Source organism: Pseudomonas sp. 2822-17 (assembly GCF_002742485.1).
Classification (GTDB): Bacteria; Pseudomonadota; Gammaproteobacteria; order Pseudomonadales; family Pseudomonadaceae; genus Aquipseudomonas; species Aquipseudomonas cyclaminis.
The window spans coordinates 489,885-507,953 of sequence record NZ_LJRZ01000500.1; the positions used below are offsets into that span (position 1 = coordinate 489,885).

The 18,069-nt window shown below is 64.2% G+C and carries 13 protein-coding genes; 2 read left to right on the forward strand and 11 right to left on the reverse strand.

The genetic code is table 11. The features are described from left to right. Positions 1 to 73: 73 nt before the first annotated feature. Genes AOA60_RS20785 through tagH form a run of 11 tightly spaced genes read right to left on the reverse strand, consistent with a single transcriptional unit; the run spans position 74 to position 16,094 of the window. A complete protein-coding gene (locus AOA60_RS20785) occupies positions 74 to 1,786 on the reverse strand; it encodes an SUMF1/EgtB/PvdO family nonheme iron enzyme (RefSeq protein WP_099586027.1) in 1,713 nt (570 codons plus the stop codon). Next, positions 1,779 to 2,963, reverse strand: coding sequence for an ABC transporter permease (locus AOA60_RS20790; RefSeq protein ID WP_099586028.1), 1,185 nt, complete (start codon positions 2,961 to 2,963; stop codon positions 1,779 to 1,781). The genes AOA60_RS20785 and AOA60_RS20790 overlap by 8 nt, the downstream gene beginning before the upstream one ends. After that, positions 2,963 to 3,667, reverse strand: coding sequence for an ABC transporter ATP-binding protein (locus tag AOA60_RS20795; protein ID WP_099586029.1), 705 nt, complete (start codon positions 3,665 to 3,667; stop codon positions 2,963 to 2,965). The genes AOA60_RS20790 and AOA60_RS20795 overlap by 1 nt, the downstream gene beginning before the upstream one ends. After that, complete coding sequence (locus tag AOA60_RS20800; RefSeq protein ID WP_099586030.1) at positions 3,667 to 6,645, reverse strand: serine/threonine-protein kinase; 2,979 nt, start codon at positions 6,643 to 6,645, stop codon at positions 3,667 to 3,669. The genes AOA60_RS20795 and AOA60_RS20800 overlap by 1 nt, the downstream gene beginning before the upstream one ends. Continuing rightward, positions 6,642 to 7,361: a PP2C family serine/threonine-protein phosphatase gene (locus AOA60_RS20805; RefSeq protein ID WP_099586031.1), complete on the reverse strand. Its 720-nt coding sequence runs from the start codon at positions 7,359 to 7,361 to the stop codon at positions 6,642 to 6,644. The genes AOA60_RS20800 and AOA60_RS20805 overlap by 4 nt, the downstream gene beginning before the upstream one ends. Further along, positions 7,362 to 8,015, reverse strand: coding sequence for a type VI secretion system-associated protein TagF (gene tagF / locus AOA60_RS20810; protein ID WP_099586032.1), 654 nt, complete (start codon positions 8,013 to 8,015; stop codon positions 7,362 to 7,364). Next, positions 8,012 to 11,512, reverse strand: coding sequence for a type VI secretion system membrane subunit TssM (gene tssM, locus AOA60_RS20815; protein ID WP_099586033.1), 3,501 nt, complete (start codon positions 11,510 to 11,512; stop codon positions 8,012 to 8,014). The genes tagF and tssM overlap by 4 nt, the downstream gene beginning before the upstream one ends. Then, positions 11,509 to 12,798 carry a DotU family type VI secretion system protein gene (locus AOA60_RS20820; protein WP_099586034.1) on the reverse strand — a complete coding sequence of 430 codons (1,290 nt, stop codon included), beginning with the start codon at positions 12,796 to 12,798 and terminating at the stop codon, positions 11,509 to 11,511. Before AOA60_RS20820 ends, tssM begins: the two co-directional genes overlap by 4 nt. 6 nt (positions 12,799 to 12,804) lie before the next feature. After that, entirely contained in the window at positions 12,805 to 14,139 is a 1,335-nt protein-coding gene (gene tssK / locus AOA60_RS20825) for a type VI secretion system baseplate subunit TssK (RefSeq protein ID WP_099586035.1), read from the reverse strand. A gap of 18 nt (positions 14,140 to 14,157) precedes the next feature. Then, the gene (gene tssJ, locus AOA60_RS20830; RefSeq protein ID WP_099586036.1) at positions 14,158 to 14,667 is read right to left on the reverse strand and encodes a type VI secretion system lipoprotein TssJ; all 510 of its coding nucleotides are present in this window, start codon (positions 14,665 to 14,667) and stop codon (positions 14,158 to 14,160) included. A 56-nt stretch (positions 14,668 to 14,723) separates the two neighbouring features. Continuing rightward, positions 14,724 to 16,094, reverse strand: coding sequence for a type VI secretion system-associated FHA domain protein TagH (tagH, locus tag AOA60_RS20835; RefSeq protein WP_099586037.1), 1,371 nt, complete (start codon positions 16,092 to 16,094; stop codon positions 14,724 to 14,726). Between the two features lie 394 nt (positions 16,095 to 16,488). Between tagH and tssA the strand changes: the two genes are divergently transcribed. Both tssA and tssB read left to right on the forward strand, forming a co-directional pair. Next, positions 16,489 to 17,508, forward strand: coding sequence for a type VI secretion system protein TssA (gene tssA / locus AOA60_RS20840; RefSeq protein WP_099586038.1), 1,020 nt, complete (start codon positions 16,489 to 16,491; stop codon positions 17,506 to 17,508). 54 nt (positions 17,509 to 17,562) lie between these two features. Further along, a complete protein-coding gene (tssB, locus tag AOA60_RS20845) occupies positions 17,563 to 18,069 on the forward strand; it encodes a type VI secretion system contractile sheath small subunit (RefSeq protein WP_017135823.1) in 507 nt (168 codons plus the stop codon).

The following is an 18,069-nucleotide window of genomic DNA, read 5'->3' on the forward strand; positions in this document are numbered from 1 at the left end:
CTCTTCTAAGTTTGACTTGCCCAGCCGGCAACTGCCGCCTGAGTCCCTTCCAAGCTCGCCGCACAACCAACGGTCAAGACCGCTGACCGCTCGCTGCGAGCAGTTCCTTCAAGATCGTCGCCGGGTCGGCCCGCTGTTGCTTGCGGTAGTTGCCGACATGGCGGACGAACAGTGTTGCGCGCGTCACCAGGCTCTTGCCGAGCACGGGCTTGCGATCCAACTCTTCCTTGATCCGTTGAAACTGCGCCTGGATCACAGCATCGGTGTAGCGCGTGCCGGTGGCCAGGTTGTCGATGTAAATCGCCACCGCGCCGTCGAGGGCGCTGCGGCCGTTGGCAATGGCCATATCAAACAGCTTCGCACTGGCCTCGTCCTTGTTGTCCAGAGACTGTTGGCGACTCTTCTGCAGGTTGGCCAGGCGGATGTTGTAGTTGCTGATGGTCTCGGCCACCAAGGCGGCCGACTGGATCAGATTGCCCGCAGCTTCTTCGCGTTGCTGGGCGATCAGCGAGACATTGCGCTTGAGCTCTTCGTTGACCAGCCCCAGTTCGGCTTGCAGCTTGGGGTCAACGCTGGCGGCGATGATGCTGTCCAGGCGTTTGGTCGGGTCCTGGGCGTCGTCGATGGCATCGGTCAGCGCGGCAAGGCGCCCTTCTTTTTGCCACTGCACAAACAGCTCCTTGTAACGCGAACGTGGCGCCGACAGCGCGCCAATCGCTACGCGAAAACCCGTGGTTTCGTTGCTTTGCTCAGTGCCATCGGCGGCGAACAGCGGGTATTCGCGGCGCATGCCGGTGAACAGCGTACCCTCGCCTTCCAGGTAGTTGCCGCCCTTGACCACAAAGCCGCCATAGGTGCCCTGACGTCGCCCGGCATGGACCAATTGAAAAGACTCCTGGACCATCTCCGCCGCATTGCCGATCACGTCGAACATGCCAATCGGATTGGGCAATTTGGTGCCGATGGGCATCAGGCGCGCCGCCTGGCCAGTACCGCCGGCGACTTGGTTGAACACAGCGTAGTCACCCAGCGGGCCATCACTTTCGCTGCCTTCGACGCGACGCGGGAACAGGCGCCCTTCCAGATCCTGACGGCTCACCGCCTGGCCACCGCGTGCGGCAAACTCCCACTCCACTTCGGTGGGCAGGCGCACAAAACCCAGGCCGCCGTCTTCTGCCGACGAACCGCGACCACTGACCGGCAGCAACTCGCGGTGGTATTTCATCAGCCACGCGCTGTACACCGCCGAGAAGCGCTCAGCCTCAAAACGCGACAGTTTCACCTTGGGCAAACGCCCGGCCATGCCAGTCGGCGCATCGCAGGCGGGGGCCGGTTCACCGCTGGCCAGGGACTGCGCCTGGGCCATGACCTGGGCGTATTGGCGCGCGGTCACTTCGTACTTGCCGATGAAGTACAGCATCGGCTTGAGTGGCGTCTTGGCGTCGGTCTTGGGCATCAACGGCGCGATGACTTTGTTCCAGTCTTTCGGCAAATCCTTGAGGGTGAACTGGCCGTTGATAAAATCGCGGCGGTAGCCGGAAATAAACGACTGCTGGTAACCGGCCTCGCCCTCGGCGAAGGGGTAGCCGAGGCTGATCTCGCGGTCGTCCAGGGTGCCCTGGGCCAGCACGTAGGCGTAGCGGAACACCATATTGCCCTCGCACGGCAGCGGCAGACTCACGTCATCCGGCAACGGTTTGGGGTTGTCCAGTTTATCGCTTGCTTCATCGGCCCAGGCCATCGAGGCCAGGCTCAGCGCCAGGGCGGCGCCCAGTAACTTATACATCTCTGATTCCTTCAGAAGCCTGGATACGCGCCACTCGCCAACCCCCACACGCCGCCGCCACGGCGCTGACGCCGAGGACTGCAACCAGGGCCAGGCCGTAATGACGCGCCAGCAGGTGACTGGCGTGTTCGCCCGGCACCTGCACAAATAACGTGTTTAACGCCGCCTCGGCCAGGCCATACAGCCCGGCACTGAGCACGGCGGCAAACCCTGCGCTGTAGAGCGCCTGCACCACCACGAACAACAGCAACGCGCCGGTGGAAAACCCCAACAGACGCAACACCGACAATTCCCGACGCTTGCGCGCCACGGCGGCCAAGGCACCGGCGAAGATCGCCGCAAATGCCCCCGCCAACGCCAACCCAGCGATGACCCAGAATACGATCGACAGGTTGCGGCTCAACGACTGCACCTGGGCGATAGTGTTTGCCTGGGTCGACACCAACAGGTTCTGCCCAGCGAAATACACCCGTAACGGCTCCACATCGCCGAGGCTGCGCGCATACAAGCGAAACGCCGGATAGACCCGCTGCTCAGTCACCGCCACCTCATCACCTGCCCATCCCAGCGCCGGTACAGCACGGCCGTCGCGGTAATCTTCCGCCGCTTCCAGCAAGCCCGGCGCGGCGAACAGGCCATCACGGGCGAACGCTTCCAGCGGCAGCACCCCCACCACTTGCACCCGTGTGCGCTGCTCCTCGACACGCCCTGCGATCTGGCGGGCAAAGCGGGTTTCCAATAAATCCCCAGGCCGCGCCGCCAGTTTCTCGGAAGCGGTGTGGCTCAGCACGATCTGACCCAAGCCCTGCGGCAGCGCCACAGCACCCAACAACGGATCACCCGGCGCCGTCGGCAGCATTTCCAAGGTCAGCGCGCCCACCTGCGCCGTCGCCGCAATCTGCCGCGTGCGCGGCACGGCGAACGCCACATCGCTGCGCTGGCCAAGCTGCTCGATAAATACGCTGCTGAATCGACCACCGCCCAGCGGAATAATTTCACGGGTGGCCGGGTCGGTCTGCAAACGTTCGGTCAAACTGCTAACCAGTCCAAATTTCAGGCCGAATAACACCAGCAACGGCGCGATCACCGCCACCAATGCCAACACCGAACAGGCCGACAGCCAGGCGTCGTTGCGGTAATCCTGCCAGGCCAGCGAAGCGATCAAGGGGATGCGCATCAGCACGCCTCCCCAAGGGTGGCGGTGACGCCACCGTCGGCATCGCGGCGGCAACTGATACGCCGTATCAGCAAGCCACTGGCGCGGGCCAGGGGCTCGTCATGAGTAGCGATGACGCAAGCGGCGCGGTGCTCGCGGGCCTGGGTCAGCAGCGCGTGCATCACACGCTCGGCGTTCAGCGGGTCGAGGGAGGCGGTCGGCTCATCCGCCAGCACCAGTTGCGGTGCATGGGCCAGGGCGCGGGCGCAGCTCACACGCTGGCGCTGGCCCACCGACAGCGCCGAGGGCTTCTTCGCCAACTGGTCGCTGATTTCCAGCTGTTCAGCCAGGCGCGTCACACTGCCATCGTCCTTCAAGCCCAGCAGTTGCCGGGGCAAGGCGATATTGCCGCGCACATCAAGAAACCCCAGCAGCCCGCCGGTTTGCAGCACATAACCCAGGTGTTGGCTGCGCAACTGCGCCAAGCGCGATTGCTGATCGGCACGCCACAGGCCGCCGATGTCGACAGCATTGAAGTCGAACTGCCCGACCTGATCCGGCGCCAGGACCAGCGCCAGCAAGTCCAGCAAGGTGCTCTTGCCGCAACCGCTGGGCCCGACAATCGCTAACTGCTCCCCGGCACGCAGGTGCAGCGCCGGGATCACCAGGCTGTAGCGCTGGCTCCCGACGCCCCGGCTCTTGTGCACCGCGCTCAGGTTCAGCATCACGGCAGCGTCGACAACGGCACGCGGTACAACGCATCGCCCGGCTCGGCATCGCCGAAACGGACCCAGTTGGCGACGTCGTTATGGAAGGTTTCGTAGAGGCGGATTTTCGAATCCAGCTCGTCGATAAAGTCTTCCTGCTCAGCCACGCTCAGCGACAACCACAAATCCTGGGTCATGTTCAGCGACTTGCTGCGGTACGGCAGGCCTTCCAGGTATTCGCCGAGGATGCCGCCGTCTGCCAGGTTGCCGCCCTTGCGCAGCGCTTGCGGGTCGCGGCTCATGTAAGCCGAGGCGCTGGCGATTTCCTGGAAGAAATCCTTGGGTGAGGTCTGGGTCTTGCGCGCCGCGTCGACGATCAGTTTCAACGACTGCTGCAAGTCGTTGAGCTGCAACTTGGTCAGCATCACGCACACCTGGAAAGCCGGCAGCGCCGGGTTGGTCAGGTCGCGGTCGGCGGTCCAGGCACTCACCAGTTGCGGCGCCTGGCTCGCGGTTTTGCGGCCGAGGAAGTCCATGTGCATGGCGTAACCCACAGCGGCAGATTTGTCCGCCAGGGTCGGCGCCGAACTGAGCATCGGCACAGGCTGCGGCGTGTTGCTGCGCACCTGGTGCACCAGGTTGGCGAACACGCTGCCGATCTCGTCGACACGCTCACCCAGCTTGCGCACATCGCCACCGGGCACCGGTGTGTATAGGTCGCCGATCTGCGGGTTGGCGTCGGCGGTGAGGATGCGGTACTGGCTCTCGGCGCCGGCGTGGGTTTTCTTGCCGGCGTCGGTGCGCAGGTGCAGGGCGTAGATCTTGATCTGCTTGCCCAGCGCCGCCTGGCGCACTTCGGCTTCGTTCATCTGGGTGGCGGCAAACGGGTCGTTCTTGCGCAGCGCACCCGCATCGGTGACCAGCAGGATGATGCGCCCGCCATAGCCGGACCAATCCATGCCGTCCACCGCCTGCATCACCCCGGCAAATGCGTCTTCGTTGAACGAATGGCTCGACACGCTGGAGGCTTTGACCTGCCGCGCCATGTCCAGGAAGCGTTGCGGGTCGCGGCCCTGGTCGAGGCTGATCAGGGTTTTGGCCACGTATTCCAGGCCAGGGGTTTTCTTGATGCTGCTGCGAAAACCCACCATGCCAAAGCTGACGCTGTCCAACTCGCCGCGCTCGCCGATGCGGGTTTGCAGCTCATGGACTACGTCGCGAATCTGGTCGATATACGGCTGCATCGACACCGTGGTGTCCACCACCAGCACCACGGCGGTGCGGAAGGCATCGGCATTGGCGTTGATCACCGGCGTGGCGGGCTTGGCCGCTGGGCTGCTGCCGGGATCGATCGAAGCGACATTGAGCAACTGCACCGGCTGGCCGTTTTCGTCGAAGCTCTCCTTGGAGTCGAAGATCGGCAACAGGTAGAACTGGTTCTGCGGCACCGCGCTGGCGGTGGGTTCCAGGGCGAGGATTTGCGCGTTGTCTTCGCTGTTTTTCTGCGCCTTGGCCAACGCCCCCTTGGCGGCGGCCGGGTCGGCGAGCAGCTTTTCCACTTCGCCGGATTGGCGCAGGAACATCACCGGCGCACGGCCCGAGCGCTCCGTGAACTTGAGCACCAGGCTCTGCTTCCAGTCGCTGACCTGGGCGGCCTGCAGCCAACCGTCGCTGCGCCCGTCGGTGGCGGTGCCGACGCGCACCCACGGCTGGCCGTCGACGTCCTTGCGTTGGTACACGTAGAGCACCGAAAACGCCGGCAGGGCTTTACCTGGCGCGCTGCCGGCCTCATCCGCAAGCTTCGCGCCCGGCTTGCTGAGGACGCGCTGGAACAGGGTTTTCTTGCCCGCCATCAGCAACGGACGCTGACCGCCATCCGCCTCAACCGCTGCCGCCGCGGGTGTTGCTGCGGGCGTTGCTGCCGGCGTTGCCGCAGGCACTGCAGCGGCCGGCGGCTTGGCGGGCTCATCATCGCCACTCAGCCACCAATAGGAAGCACCGCCAATCGCCAGGGCAACCGCCACAGCCACCGCCGCCAGCGCCAACACCGGCCCGCGTCGCTGCTCGCTGTGCTGCGTCGGCGGCACCACCGGTTGACGCACCGGCTCGGGTTTGGCCGTGGGGATTTCGATGGACTCCGGCGTGATGCCGCCCAGGTCGAAGCTCAGCGGAATCGGGCGCACCAGGGTGGCCTCGGGCGATTCCATCGGTAATTGATCCAGCGCCAATAACAACGCCGCCGCATCCGGGAACCGCTCGGCCGGATCCTTGGCCAACAACTTGCGCAACACGCCCTGATAACGACCGTGGTGCACCGGCAATTCCGGCAACGGTTCGGTCAGGTGCGCCAGCGCGGTGGACAGCGCGTCGGTGCCGCTGTACGGCAGCTTGCCGACGAGAATTTCGTAGAGCACGACGCCCAGCGCATACAGATCGGCGCGGCCATCGATCTCCTGGCCCCGCGCCTGTTCGGGGCTCATGTAGCTCGGCGTGCCCACGGCAAAACCGGCCTGGGTGAACTGGGTGCGGTCGTCCAGGGACTTGGCGATGCCAAAGTCCGACAACACCGCCGTGCCGTCAGCGCGGAAGAGGATGTTCGCGGGCTTGACGTCGCGGTGCACCAAGCCTTGCCCGTGGGCATAGCCCAGTGCAGAGGCGATCTGGCGGATCAGCGTCACGCCCTGCTCCGGCGTCATACCGGCAGCGATGCGCTCCTTGAGCGTGCCGTTGGGCAAAAACTCCATGGCCATGTAATACAGCTCACCGACATTGCCGATGTCATGGATGGTCACGGTATGCGGGTGCGACAGCCGCGCCAGGGTCTTGCCCTCACGCAGGAAGCGCTCGCAGAAGCTCGGGTCGGCGGCCAGTGCCGCCGCCATCACCTTCAGCGCCACCTTGCGCTCCAGCGAGCGCTGGGTCGCCAGGTACACGCTGGCCATGGCGCCTTCGCCGATCTCGCCTTCGATGTCGTAGCCAGGAATCACGATATTCATGCCGATACCTTCACAACGATGGCGGTGATGTTGTCCGGCGCGCCGCGATTGAGCCCCAGGTGCACCAGGCTGCGCACGATTTCATCCGGCGCGTCATGGCTGAGTACTTCGCGGATTTCGCAGTCTTCGACGGTCTTGTTCAGCCCGTCGCTGCACAACAGGTAGCTGTCGCCGGGGGCAATCAACAGGTCGACCACCGCCACTTCGAGCTGGGCTTCCACGCCCACGGCGCGGGTGACGATATTGGCGCGCGGATGTGTGCGGGCGTCGGCTTCGCTGAGCAGGCCGCTGTCTTGCAGGTCTTGCACGTAGCTGTGGTCGCGGGAGATGCCTTCAAGCACACCGTCACGCAGGCGATACAGGCGACTGTCGCCGGCCCACAGGCAGACGCCGCGCAAGCCACGGGCAGCCAGTACTACCACGGTGCTGCCCATCATGGTCACGCCACGGTTGGCGGTTTCTTCGCGTACGGCGGCGTTGATGCGGATCAGGTCATTGCGCAGGGCGGCCGAGTATTCGTCGAGGGAGCGGCCCAACGGCACACTGCGCAGGCTGTCGACGATCAGGCTGCTGACATAGTCGCCGGCCGCATGCCCGCCCATGCCATCGGCGACCACCCACAGGCGGTTTTTCGACAGGTCCAGGCACGCATCTTCGTTGACCTGGCGCACCATGCCCACATGGCTTTTGCTCGCGGATTTGTACGTCGCGCCCATCTACACCACACCTTCTTGTCCGAGCAGAAACTGCGCAAAATCGCTGGCGGCGGGCAAGCCCTGACACCGTAATAAACCAGGGGAAATACGTTCCGAGCCTCGGCCCCACCATAGGCTTGCGCCCTCGCAGGCCTGTTCGGCAAGCGCGGTCATGCGCCCATGAGGCACGGTGGCGGACACCCGTTGCAGGCCCGCGAAACGGCTGTCGACCGCACGCGGCTCAGTCGCTGGCAAGCCCAGGCTGTCGAGGCCGTCGTTGAAGCTTTCGAAAGTCGCGCCGCTGTCCAGGGTGCTGAGCAACAGCTCTTCGGCCTGTTCGAACCACGTGTCCGGCCCGCCCACCAGCGAGGCGGGATTGGTGTCGTGATCAAGCAAGGCCACCACCGCCAATGGGAAGTAGCGTCCGACCCGATCAATGCTCGGCATCACCACGCCCGCCACTGCGTCCGGCCCGCACACGCCCGGCGCCAGCACAAAGCGCCACAGCGGGCTGACAAGGTACACGTTGAGCCAATCACCGCCCAGGCTGTTCTGGCTGGCGAGCAAACCCGCCGCCAGCCAGCTGTCCCACGGGCCAACAAAACTCTGGGGCAAGGCGCGGCTGACAAAATCCCCGCGACTGGCTAACTTGCCGTAGAAACCCAGGGTCGTCATAGCCGCTCCGGCAGGCTGAAGCCGTTTAGCACACGGCTCTTGAACGGGTTGAAAGCACTGTTGGCGCGCAACTCGTAGGCGATGCTCGCGCCGTCGACCCGCAGGCGCAGGTTGAAGCGGTCCGGCGAGTTGCCGGCAGTAAGGTCCGATTGCTCCAGCAGGCGGAACCACGCCCACGGGCCGTCGAGGGTCACGCCCGAGCGGCCACTGGCCGATGGCGGCATGATGGAAATCCGCACCACGCCAATGCTGCCGGGGTTCGGCCATTGCATCGCTACCGGGCGGCTTGGGCCGTGGTCGTAGCTCAGTTGCTGGCCGTCGAGATCGAGCAGGAACTGGGTAATCGTCGGGTCCATCGACACCGGCTTGAGTTCGAAACGCACGATGGGCTGGGTGCCCCCCGACCGGAAGAACGCATCACGAATCGTCGCGGCGCGCTGGAAGGTTTGCAGCACCCCCGGCGCGATCCCCAGCTTCTGCGCAGCGCCCGGCTGCCAGCGCCAGGTCTGCGCAGACGTGTCCACGTAGGGTTGCAGGTATTTGCGGAAGTAGTTGTCCATCACCCCGCCCACGCCGAAGAACTGCCCGAAGTCATCCAGCGTGGCGTCCCGCGCACTGCCCGGCGACATCGGGTAACGCCCTGCCAGGGACTGGCGATACACGTTGACCACTTCGCTGACCCAGGCCGCGTTCAGCTGGTTACGCACCCCACCCATCATGCTGTTGGTGGTGGAATTGACCACCGACTTGACCATGCCCTGCACCAGCGGCGGCTGGCGTTCGGCATTCAGGCTGACCCGCGTGGCCGCAGCCGCCGCCTGATTCTTGGCTTCGCCGAGCAGCGCATCGCCGCTGGCGCCGACCATGGCGCTGACCTGCACATACAGCGCGTTCATGTCCGACAGCAGGCCATCGATCGCCGCCGGCTCGCCTTCATTCTTGCTGACGATGCTGTTGAGTTCGGCAAAATGCGCGGTCACCGGATCATCCGCCGCCTGCGGTGCATTGCCGGTCGGTTGTTCCTGGCCGAGCAGACTGCCCAGGCGCTCCTTGAGCTTGTCGACACCGCCTTCAACCGGTACGCCTTTGGCGGCCAGCTGACGTTCTTCGGCTTGCAGGTCCGTTTCCCTGGCCACCGCCACCAGCAGCTTTTTCAGCGGTGACGTCGGCCCGGAAATCACCCGCAGCACATCGGCCGCCTGGGCCACGCTGGTGATTGGCACAAAGTCGATATCGGCGAGCAAGGCATCCCACTGGCGCTGGTAGTCCTGGAAATACAGGCGACGCACATCGGCGGCCAGGCTCACCACGTTCTGTTGATCGGCCTGCTCGTGGCCCAGCACCCACTGCTCTTCAGCGAGGGTGCCGGTCTGGTTCAGGCTGCTCAGCAGGAAGGCCTGACGATAGCCCTTGGCGGTAAAAAACCCACTCAACGGCTCGCCCAACGGCTTGCCGCTTTTGCGGCTGAACACCAGCGCGGCATCACGGCCAGCGGCTTCGTTGATGCGAAAGTCCGGGATGCCTTCGGGCAGTTTCTGGCGTTTGACCCGGTCGTAGACACGCTGGGCCACCGGCAGCTGTTGCAGTTGGCGGCGCAGGTCATCGATCAGGCGCGGATCAAGGCGTGCGTTCGGCGGGTGACGATCGAACAGCGCCTGCAAGTGCCCGGTCAACGCCTGACGCTGGTCGGCCGGCAGGTCGCGGGGCAGGTTGCGATCCCAGTCGAGGGCGATCCAGGCCTTGATGAAGTCCGGATCGTAATGCTCGCTGTCGGCCAGCATCAGGTAGGCCTTGAGGCCTTCGTAGAGGAAATCCGAGTTGCCGCCGCCGTGCAGTTGCTCTTCGATGCGCGTCACCAGACGCGGCGCGAACACCGCGATCAGCAGCTTGCGGTACACGCTGGCGGATTCGGCTTCGAGCATGTCGCCCTGATACAAGCCGAGGCCTTCGGACCAGCTCGGCGAATCCCCAGCAAGGTTCTTAACTGCGTTGAGCAACGGCAGCACCGCAAGGACTTCACGCTGCGCCGGGCTCAGGTTCTGCACAGTCTGGCCAAGCGGCGCGACCTTTTGGTCGACCTGTGCGATATACGCCTGGTTGGCGCGATAACTCACCCACCACAGGCCACTGACCACCACCACCAACGCCACCGTAGCCGCGAGTACACCGCGTGCGATCCACTTGCGCCGGCGTTCAACCTTCGGGTTCACACCCACCAGGCCACGCTCGGCAAACGCCACGGCAGTGAACAACTTTTCGATGAAGTAGCTGCGCCCGGTGCCGCTCTGGCGTGCCAGATGCTGGCGGTCCAGGTTCATGCTCTGGGCCATGGCGCCGATCAGGCGGTCAATCGGGCTGCCTTCCTGGGTGCCGCTGGTGAAATACACACCGCGCAACAGCACGCGCTCTTCAAAGGCATTGGGTTTGAACACGCCTTCGAGAAAGCTTTGCAGGCAATCCTTCAACGCGCCGAACTGCTGCGGGAAGCCGTAGATCAGGTCGCGCCGCGCCGGGTCGCGTTCCTGTTGCAGGCGCTCCACCAGACGCTCGTTGAGGCGTTGCTCTAATCCTGCGAATTCGCTTTGCAGATGGGCCAACGGGCTGTCGCTGTTTTTGCCGTCGTCCAAGGCAAAGGTCATACCCCACACCTGGGCGCGGTCTTCCTTGCTCAGGTTATCGAAGTACTCCATGAAACCCGGCACCAGATCGAGCTTGGTCAGCATCAGGTAGATCGGGAAACGTACGCCCAATTGGGTGTACAGCTCCTGGATACGCAGGCGAATCGCAGCCGCATGGGCGGCGCGCTCGGCGTCGGTGCCGAGCAGCAGATCCGAGAGGCTGATGGCGATAAACGCGCCGTCGATGGGCCGGCGTGAACGCTGCTTTTTCAGCAGGTCGAGAAAGCCCAGCCACGCGGCTTTATCCACCGTGGAGTTGCTGTCCTGGGTGGTGTAGCGGCCAGCGGTGTCGAGCAAGACGGCCTGATCGGTGAACCACCAATCGCAATTGCGCGTACCGCCGACGCCACGCACCGCACCGGCGCCCAATTGCGCGGCCAACGGAAAGTGCAGGCCGGAATTGACCAGCGCGGTGGTCTTGCCCGAACCCGGCGGGCCGATGATCACATACCACGGCAACTCGTAGAGATTGCGCCGCTCGTCACCGCCGAGCTTGGCTTTTTTCAACAGCGCGAGGGCTTCGTCCATGCGCTGGCGCAGGGTCGATAACTCTTCGGCGGTGGCCACGCTGTTGGGGTCGGCCGGGGTTTCGGCGGCCAGGCTGCGCATCACTTCGGCGGCCTGACGGCGGGCCTGGATGATGCGGAACACGCGGTAGGCGATCCACACCCCGAACATCAGGATGATCAGCGCCCAGCGGCGCCCTTGCGGCACCAGCACGTCGAGCAACGGCCCGACAAACCAGATGATCAGGCTCAGGGCGATCAGGCCCAATACCGGGATCACCCAGCGAATCATGAAACTGAAAAACGCCTTCACTCGACGCCCTCCGCCAATACGGTGATTTCAACCCGACGATTGCGGGCGCGGCCTTCGGCTGTGCTGTTGGTGGCCAACGGCTCGGTGTCGCTTCTGCCCTCGGCACTGAAGCGATCCGCCTGGCCGGTCTTGGCCGCGAGGATCTCCAGCACCGACTTGGCCCGCGCTTCGGACAGCGCCCAGTTGGACGGGAAACGCAGCGTGGCAATCGGGCGATTGTCGCTGTGGCCGGTGACGCGCACCTGCCCCTTGACCTTGCGGATGGCATCGGCGATGCGCAGCATCAGCGGCTGGTAGTCGTCGACAATGCTGGAGCTGGCCGATGCGAACAGTTCATCGCCACGAATGGTGACCACCGAACGGTCGACTTTATCTTCCACGGCCACGCGACCGGCCTTGATGTCTTCGGCCAGGAACCCGGCCAGACGCGGCCGTTCGATGACCTTGGGCTGCGCCACTGGACGGTCGATGGCCTGCACCGGGATCTCGCCCAGGGCATGGATATTCTTGAACACCGGCTCCGCCTGCGACGCCAGCAGCATGCGCAAGGTGAACAGCAACGCCAGCAGCAGCGCCACGCCAATGGCCACGGCGATCCACGGCGGCATGAATTGCGCCAGGCGGTCCCGCGCCACGGTCACGCCGCGCCAGTGCGGCGACAGCTCACGCTCATGCTCGCCACGGGCACTGCGAATCGCGGCAGCGGTGCGCTCGCGCAAGGCTTCCAACTGGCTGCGACCGTCGTTCATCACGCGGTAGCGGCCTTCAAAACCCAGGCACATGCACAGGTACAACAGTTCCAGCAGGTACAGGCGCTCCCGTGGGCTTTGCAGGCAGTGGTCGAGCAACTGGAAGACTTTCTCGCCGCCCCAGGCTTCGTTGTGCACGGTGATCAGCAGGCTTTGCTTGCCCCAATCGCTGGTGCTGCCCCACGGCGTGCTCAACACGGCTTCATCGAGGGCGGTGCACAGCGCGTAACGGGCCAGCAGCACTTCGTTGCGCGCCACACCGGCGGCTTCGGCGCGCTCTTCGAACTGGCGCAGGTAGGCCAGCAACTGCGCGCGCAGGCTGGCTGGCGCCGGGTGGGCGATGGTATTGCGCAGGCGCGTCAGCAAGGCCAGCAGCGGGCCAGCGGCGCTTTCCAGTGGGTTCAGCCCCTGGCTTTTGCCGGTGAGCATCGGTGCAGCCGGCATCGACAGCGGGGCCGGTTCTGCCCGTGCAGGTTCCGGCGCACGGCCACCTGGGCGCGGCATGAACTGGGTGCGGTCGTCATCATTGGGATGCATCGCGGATTATCCTCGGATCGCCCAGAAGGCCAGGTTCAAGCCCGGGAACTGCCCGGCGATGTGGAAAGCAAAACCGCCGGAGTTGCTCAGTTGCTGCCAATGCTCACTGCCGCGGTCCAGCTCGTAATAGGTGCTGCCCGCGTGATACGGCAGTTGGCGCGGCGCCACCGGCAAGGGCACCAGGCCGATGCCCGGCAGTTGCAGGTTGACCATGTCGCGAATGTGCTCCACGGCGCCGACCTTGCTCTGCTGGCCGAAGCGGCCGCGCAGGGTTTCTCCGGGCACATCGGCACGCACCACCAGGATGAAACTGGCGTTGTCGAGCAGGGTCTTGTCGGCAAGCATCGCCACGTGAATGCCGTAGGCTTTCTCGACAATCGGAATCGGCGTGGCCTTGCTGTCGATCAGCATCGACAGCGCTTCACGCAAGGCAGCCATCACCGGGGCGTAGCTCAGGGCCAGGTCATCGTGCTGGTACTGCGGGTATTCCTGGGGACGACGGCCCGCAGTGGAAAAGGTCGAGAACTCACCGGCCAGGCTCACCAGTTCGCTGAAGAAGCGCTCCGGGTGCAGCGGACTCAACTGGCTAAAATGCTGGATCAACGGCTGGGCGCGGTTGACCAGTTGCAGCAGCATGAAATCAGCAATCTCCGATGCACCACCGGCGCCCGACGCGACCACGCGGCCGGCCAGGGCCTCGCCGCGCTGGTGCAACAGGCCCAGCAGTTCGCTGCGAAACGCCGTCAGCGGTTTGCTCGCGGCCACGTCCAATACCGGTGGAATGTAGGTGTCATCGAGCACCAGGGCGCGGTCGGCGCGCTTTTCCTTGATGCGCACCAGGCCGATGGCGGCGTAGTCGCTGATGCCGTCCTGGGCGGTCAATAGGCGCAACGCACGGGAACCCACGGCCACTGGCGCGCGGTTTTCGAACGGCGCGTTGTCGTCGCGCACTTCGCGCACCTGGCTTACGTAGCGCGCAGCCTCCAGGGCTTCGCCTTCATCAACCGTGTCCCGCGCACCGGCGCGCTTGAGCGGCAAGGCCAGGTACACCAGGCCGTCGCGCAGGTTGTCGTCGATGTTCAGCGGGCTCGGCGCCAGGTCATCCTGGGGGATATTGAACGGCGTGCCGTCAGGCAACAGGCCCCGTGCCGAGACGATGGCCAGCTTGCCCTGGGCCAGCAGGCCCTGGTCGATCAGCAACTCGGAAAACCCCCAGGCACCGGCGGCCAATGGGCGGCTGCGGGCGTCGATCAGGTTCTCCAGGTAACGGTCATGCTGCTGGAAGTGCTGCGTTCCGATGAACATGCCTTCCGACCAGACCACGCGATTGTTCCAGGACATGGGGGCTCCGATTGCTTGTTATTGGGCAGGGCTGGATGGGGAAACCACGACGTCGGCGCGCACGGCACGCACATCGAGGCTGATCTGGTATTCGGTGTATTGGCGCGCTGGCACGTTGATTACCGCACGCCATTGCGCACGGTCCAACTCGCGGTAACCCACCAGCAAGCCGATCTGGCGCGTGGACGGGTCGAGGTCGCGCTGGATGCTCAGTTGCTGGCCGGGCTGGACCATCACTTCGTCCTGGTCCAGCAGGTCCAGGCCGAGGGTCGATTGGGCACGGTCCGCCAAGGCGAAGTAGTCGGAACGGCCGAAGGTGGCGGCGTTTTTCAGTTCGAAAATGCGCACGCGCACTGGAGCGGCCTGGCCGTTGGCGCCGGGGTTAAGCCCGGAAATTGCGTGGAAGTGCAATTCGACGGCAGCGGTATCCGCCTGCTCCTCGACCGCCGCTTCGGGTTTGACCGCGTCGTTGGCACACGCCGTCAGCAGCAGCGCGGTGGCGACTGCGAGTAAAAACCTGGGAATCATCCTGCGTCCTCAATGACGTACTTAGCTATCCGTTGATCCGTTGTTGCGGCGTGGCGTTAGCGACGCTGTCGCGCGCTGTGTTCTTCGTAGGCTCGGCTGAATTCGCGGCCGAACAGGTCCTGGAAGTCTTCCTGGGCCTCGCGGGAAATATTGCCGTAAAGCTCGGTGAACTGCTGCCAGTACTGGGCCTGGCGCGAGCCATTGAAAAGGCTCGACAGCCCGCCGGGCTTGCCCATGCGTTCCTCCAGCTGGGTTGGTTCGAAGCGCGTGAGCAAGTGCTTGATCGCGGCTTCCACCCCGGCCATCACGGCCAGCTGGTGGGCCCGCAAGTCGTCGAAACTGTCCCGCACGGCAAGGTCCGGCGCCATAAACGCTTGGTTGCCATGGCGAAGCAAAAGCAGTAACGCTTCCTCGGCATTCGGGGCAAATTTCAACGGATTGTTTTCAGCAGGCTGGATCATCGTCTGCTGCATGCGGAACTCGCCCTTGAGGCTGGCGCGGGCGCGCAACACGTCGATCAGGCCCTCCACCATCAGCCGGTAGCTGCGACCGATGCTTTCCATCTGGGCTTCGGCCTGGGCGTTGTCCAGACGCAACTGGTCAAGGCCGGCGCCACGCAGGAAGGCTTGCAAGAGGTCGGGTTGCTGGCTGTCGGCCACGGGGAGCACGGGCTCGACCACAGGTGGCGGCGCGATGACCGGCGCAGTGGGCGGTGGAGTCGGTGCCAGAGGCGGCGGCGTGCTGGGCGGCGGCGTGCTGGCCACCGGCGCTGGCGCTGGCGCGGGCGCGTCACCGAACAAGTCCCAGTCTTCAGGAATCACCGAGCCCGACGCCACGGGCGCTGCAACGACAGGCGCAGCCACTGGCGTCGGCGGGCGGAAGTCATGTTGCTCGGAGGGCACGTGGTCCGGCACGGTCGGCGGCGGTACGGCGGTGGGGCTGAGGAAGTCGAACAGGTCCGGCAGGGTGTCCATCGCCGAGGCGCCCTGGAACTGCGGCGCGATCACGGGCGTGGCTACCGGCGCACTGACCACGGCGCCCATCAGCGCTTCAAAGCTGTTCGGCGACTCACCGGCAAACGGCTGGTTATCGACGGCCTGCACATTGAAATCGATACGCGCCTGAATCTCGTAGTCGCCGATGCGGATCAGCTCGCCATTTTGCAGCAGCTCGCTATTGCCCCGGCGCATGCGCACACCGGCGTTAACCAACTCCACACCGTTGGTGCTGTTATCGGTTAAATAATAACGGCCGTCCTTGTATTGAATAACGCAGTGTTGCGAAGACACCAGCCGCTCAGGATCAGGCAGTACCCAGTCATTATCCGAACTGCGGCCGATCGCCATCGAGCCCTGATTCATGGACTTTTCGGCGCACTGCCCTGGGGTGATCTTGTGATAACTAGTGATAGTCAAACACAGCGACATCTTGCCTCCTTGCTGATACTTCGCGCGCGGGCGATTCCCGGGACAGCGTTTCCCGAGAGAGCCCCATCAGGTCGTGCATCCGACCGTCTACAACCTGCTGATGCCAGCATGATCGCTGATCTTAACTGGGCTCTATGACAAAAATCCTGTCCCGGTGCGCCGTTCGACCCACCGGTCGCGCAGGTTGTTAAGCACCGCACATCTGTCACAGAGGGCGAATAGCTTACCTTGACAAGGCATAAGTACTACACCAAAAATGCACAACTTCTTGAACACCAATGATGGCACATTAATAGCATCGTGCTTATATGACCAAGAAACCATGCAAAGTTCCTTGCGCAACTAATGCATGAATTGCCCGACATCTAACGGGCTGATAGGGAGATCAATTTCAGTGGATGTGCCGTTGCTGCTCACCGCCGTTTCCGCGACTTCGCCCTGTGGCGAAGACATGGAGTATGACGCGCAATTTCTCCAACTGGAGCGTGATGCCAAGGGCCAGCCTGAGCGCAGCATGGGTGACTCCATCCTGCCCGCTGAACCGCCGGAATGGCGCAGCATCCAGCAGCAGAGCCTCGACTTGCTGCAGCGCAGCAAAGACCTGCGCATCACCCATTTCCTCCTGCAAAGCTCCCTCGCCCTCCAGGGTGTGGCCGGGCTGGCCGACGTCCTGACGCTGATCAACGCCCTGCTGCGCGAATACTGGACCGATCTGCACCCGCGCCTGGATGCCGACGACGATAACGACCCGACTGTGCGCATCAACGCCCTGTCCGGCCTGACCAGCGACGCGACCATTCGCCTGCTGCGCGAAAGCATCCTCACGCGCTCGCGCACCTTCGGCCCCGTGAGCCTGCGCGCTGCACTGAACGCCAGCGGCCTGATGAGTTTCCCCGATGAACAACTCGGCGCCCAGCAACTGCACGCCGCGTTCCTCGACAGCGACCCCGAACACCTGCAAGCCACCCGCGACGCCTTGAGTGCCGCCCGTGCAGCCTGCGAAGCCATCGAGCAGCAGGTCAGCGACCAGGTCGGTTCCGCCCAGGGCGTGGACCTGACCCTCTTGAAGCAACCGCTCAAGCAAGCGCTGCAAGTGCTCAACCAAGCGGTTCCAGACACCCAAGGCAGCAGCGAACCCGAGGCCGTCAGTGACGACAATGCCCCCTCGGTCGAGTACGCCGCTGCCCCTGCCGCACCCCGCCCGGCCGGCGACATCGCCAGCCGCGATGAGGTGCTGCGCAGCCTCGACAAGATCCTTGCGTACTACACCCGTCACGAGCCTTCGAGCCCGCTGCCGGTGCTGTTGAACCGGGCGAAGAACCTGGTGCATGCCGACTTTGCGGCGATCGTGCGCAATCTGATTCCCGATGGCATGTCCCAATTTGAAAACCTGCGTGGCCCGGACGGCGAGTAAGCCGGCCGACTGCGCAGTAACAACACCGTCGCTCAAGCGACCAGGAGCAGCAACGTGGCGAAGCAAAGTTCTCAGAAATTCATCGCGCGCAACCGCGCGCCTCGGGTGCAGATCGAGTACGACGTCGAGCTCTACGGCGCCGAGAAAAAGGTCCAGCTGCCCTTCGTAATGGGTGTGATGGCCGACCTCGCCGGCAAACCTGCCGAGCCTCTGGCGCCAGTGGCTGATCGCAAGTTCCTTGAAGTGGACGTCGACAACTTCGACTCGCGCCTCAAGGCCATGCAGCCGCGCGTAGCGTTCCACGTACCGAACGAGCTGACCGGCGAAGGCAACCTGAGCCTGGATATCACGTTCGAAAGCATGGACGACTTCAGCCCGGCCGCCGTGGCCCGCAAGGTCGACTCGCTCAAGCAACTGCTCGAAGCCCGCACCCAGTTGGCCAACCTGCTGACCTACATGGACGGCAAGACCGGCGCTGAAGAAATCATCATGAAGGCAATCAAGGACCCGGCACTGCTTCAAGCACTTGCCAGCGCGCCCAAGCCTGCAGGGGACCAATAA

Coding starts and splice junctions, on each gene's coding strand:
- AOA60_RS20785 (WP_099586027.1), bottom strand. CDS start 1,786: ATGTATAAGTTACTGGGCGCCGCCCTGGCGCTGAGCCTGGCCTCGATG.
- AOA60_RS20790 (WP_099586028.1), bottom strand. CDS start 2,963: ATGCGCATCCCCTTGATCGCTTCGCTGGCCTGGCAGGATTACCGCAAC.
- AOA60_RS20795 (WP_099586029.1), bottom strand. CDS start 3,667: ATGCTGAACCTGAGCGCGGTGCACAAGAGCCGGGGCGTCGGGAGCCAG.
- AOA60_RS20800 (WP_099586030.1), bottom strand. CDS start 6,645: ATGAATATCGTGATTCCTGGCTACGACATCGAAGGCGAGATCGGCGAA.
- AOA60_RS20805 (WP_099586031.1), bottom strand. CDS start 7,361: ATGGGCGCGACGTACAAATCCGCGAGCAAAAGCCATGTGGGCATGGTG.
- tagF (WP_099586032.1), bottom strand. CDS start 8,015: ATGACGACCCTGGGTTTCTACGGCAAGTTAGCCAGTCGCGGGGATTTT.
- AOA60_RS20820 (WP_099586034.1), bottom strand. CDS start 12,798: ATGCATCCCAATGATGACGACCGCACCCAGTTCATGCCGCGCCCAGGT.
- tssK (WP_099586035.1), bottom strand. CDS start 14,139: ATGTCCTGGAACAATCGCGTGGTCTGGTCGGAAGGCATGTTCATCGGA.
- tssJ (WP_099586036.1), bottom strand. CDS start 14,667: ATGATTCCCAGGTTTTTACTCGCAGTCGCCACCGCGCTGCTGCTGACG.
- tagH (WP_099586037.1), bottom strand. CDS start 16,094: ATGTCGCTGTGTTTGACTATCACTAGTTATCACAAGATCACCCCAGGG.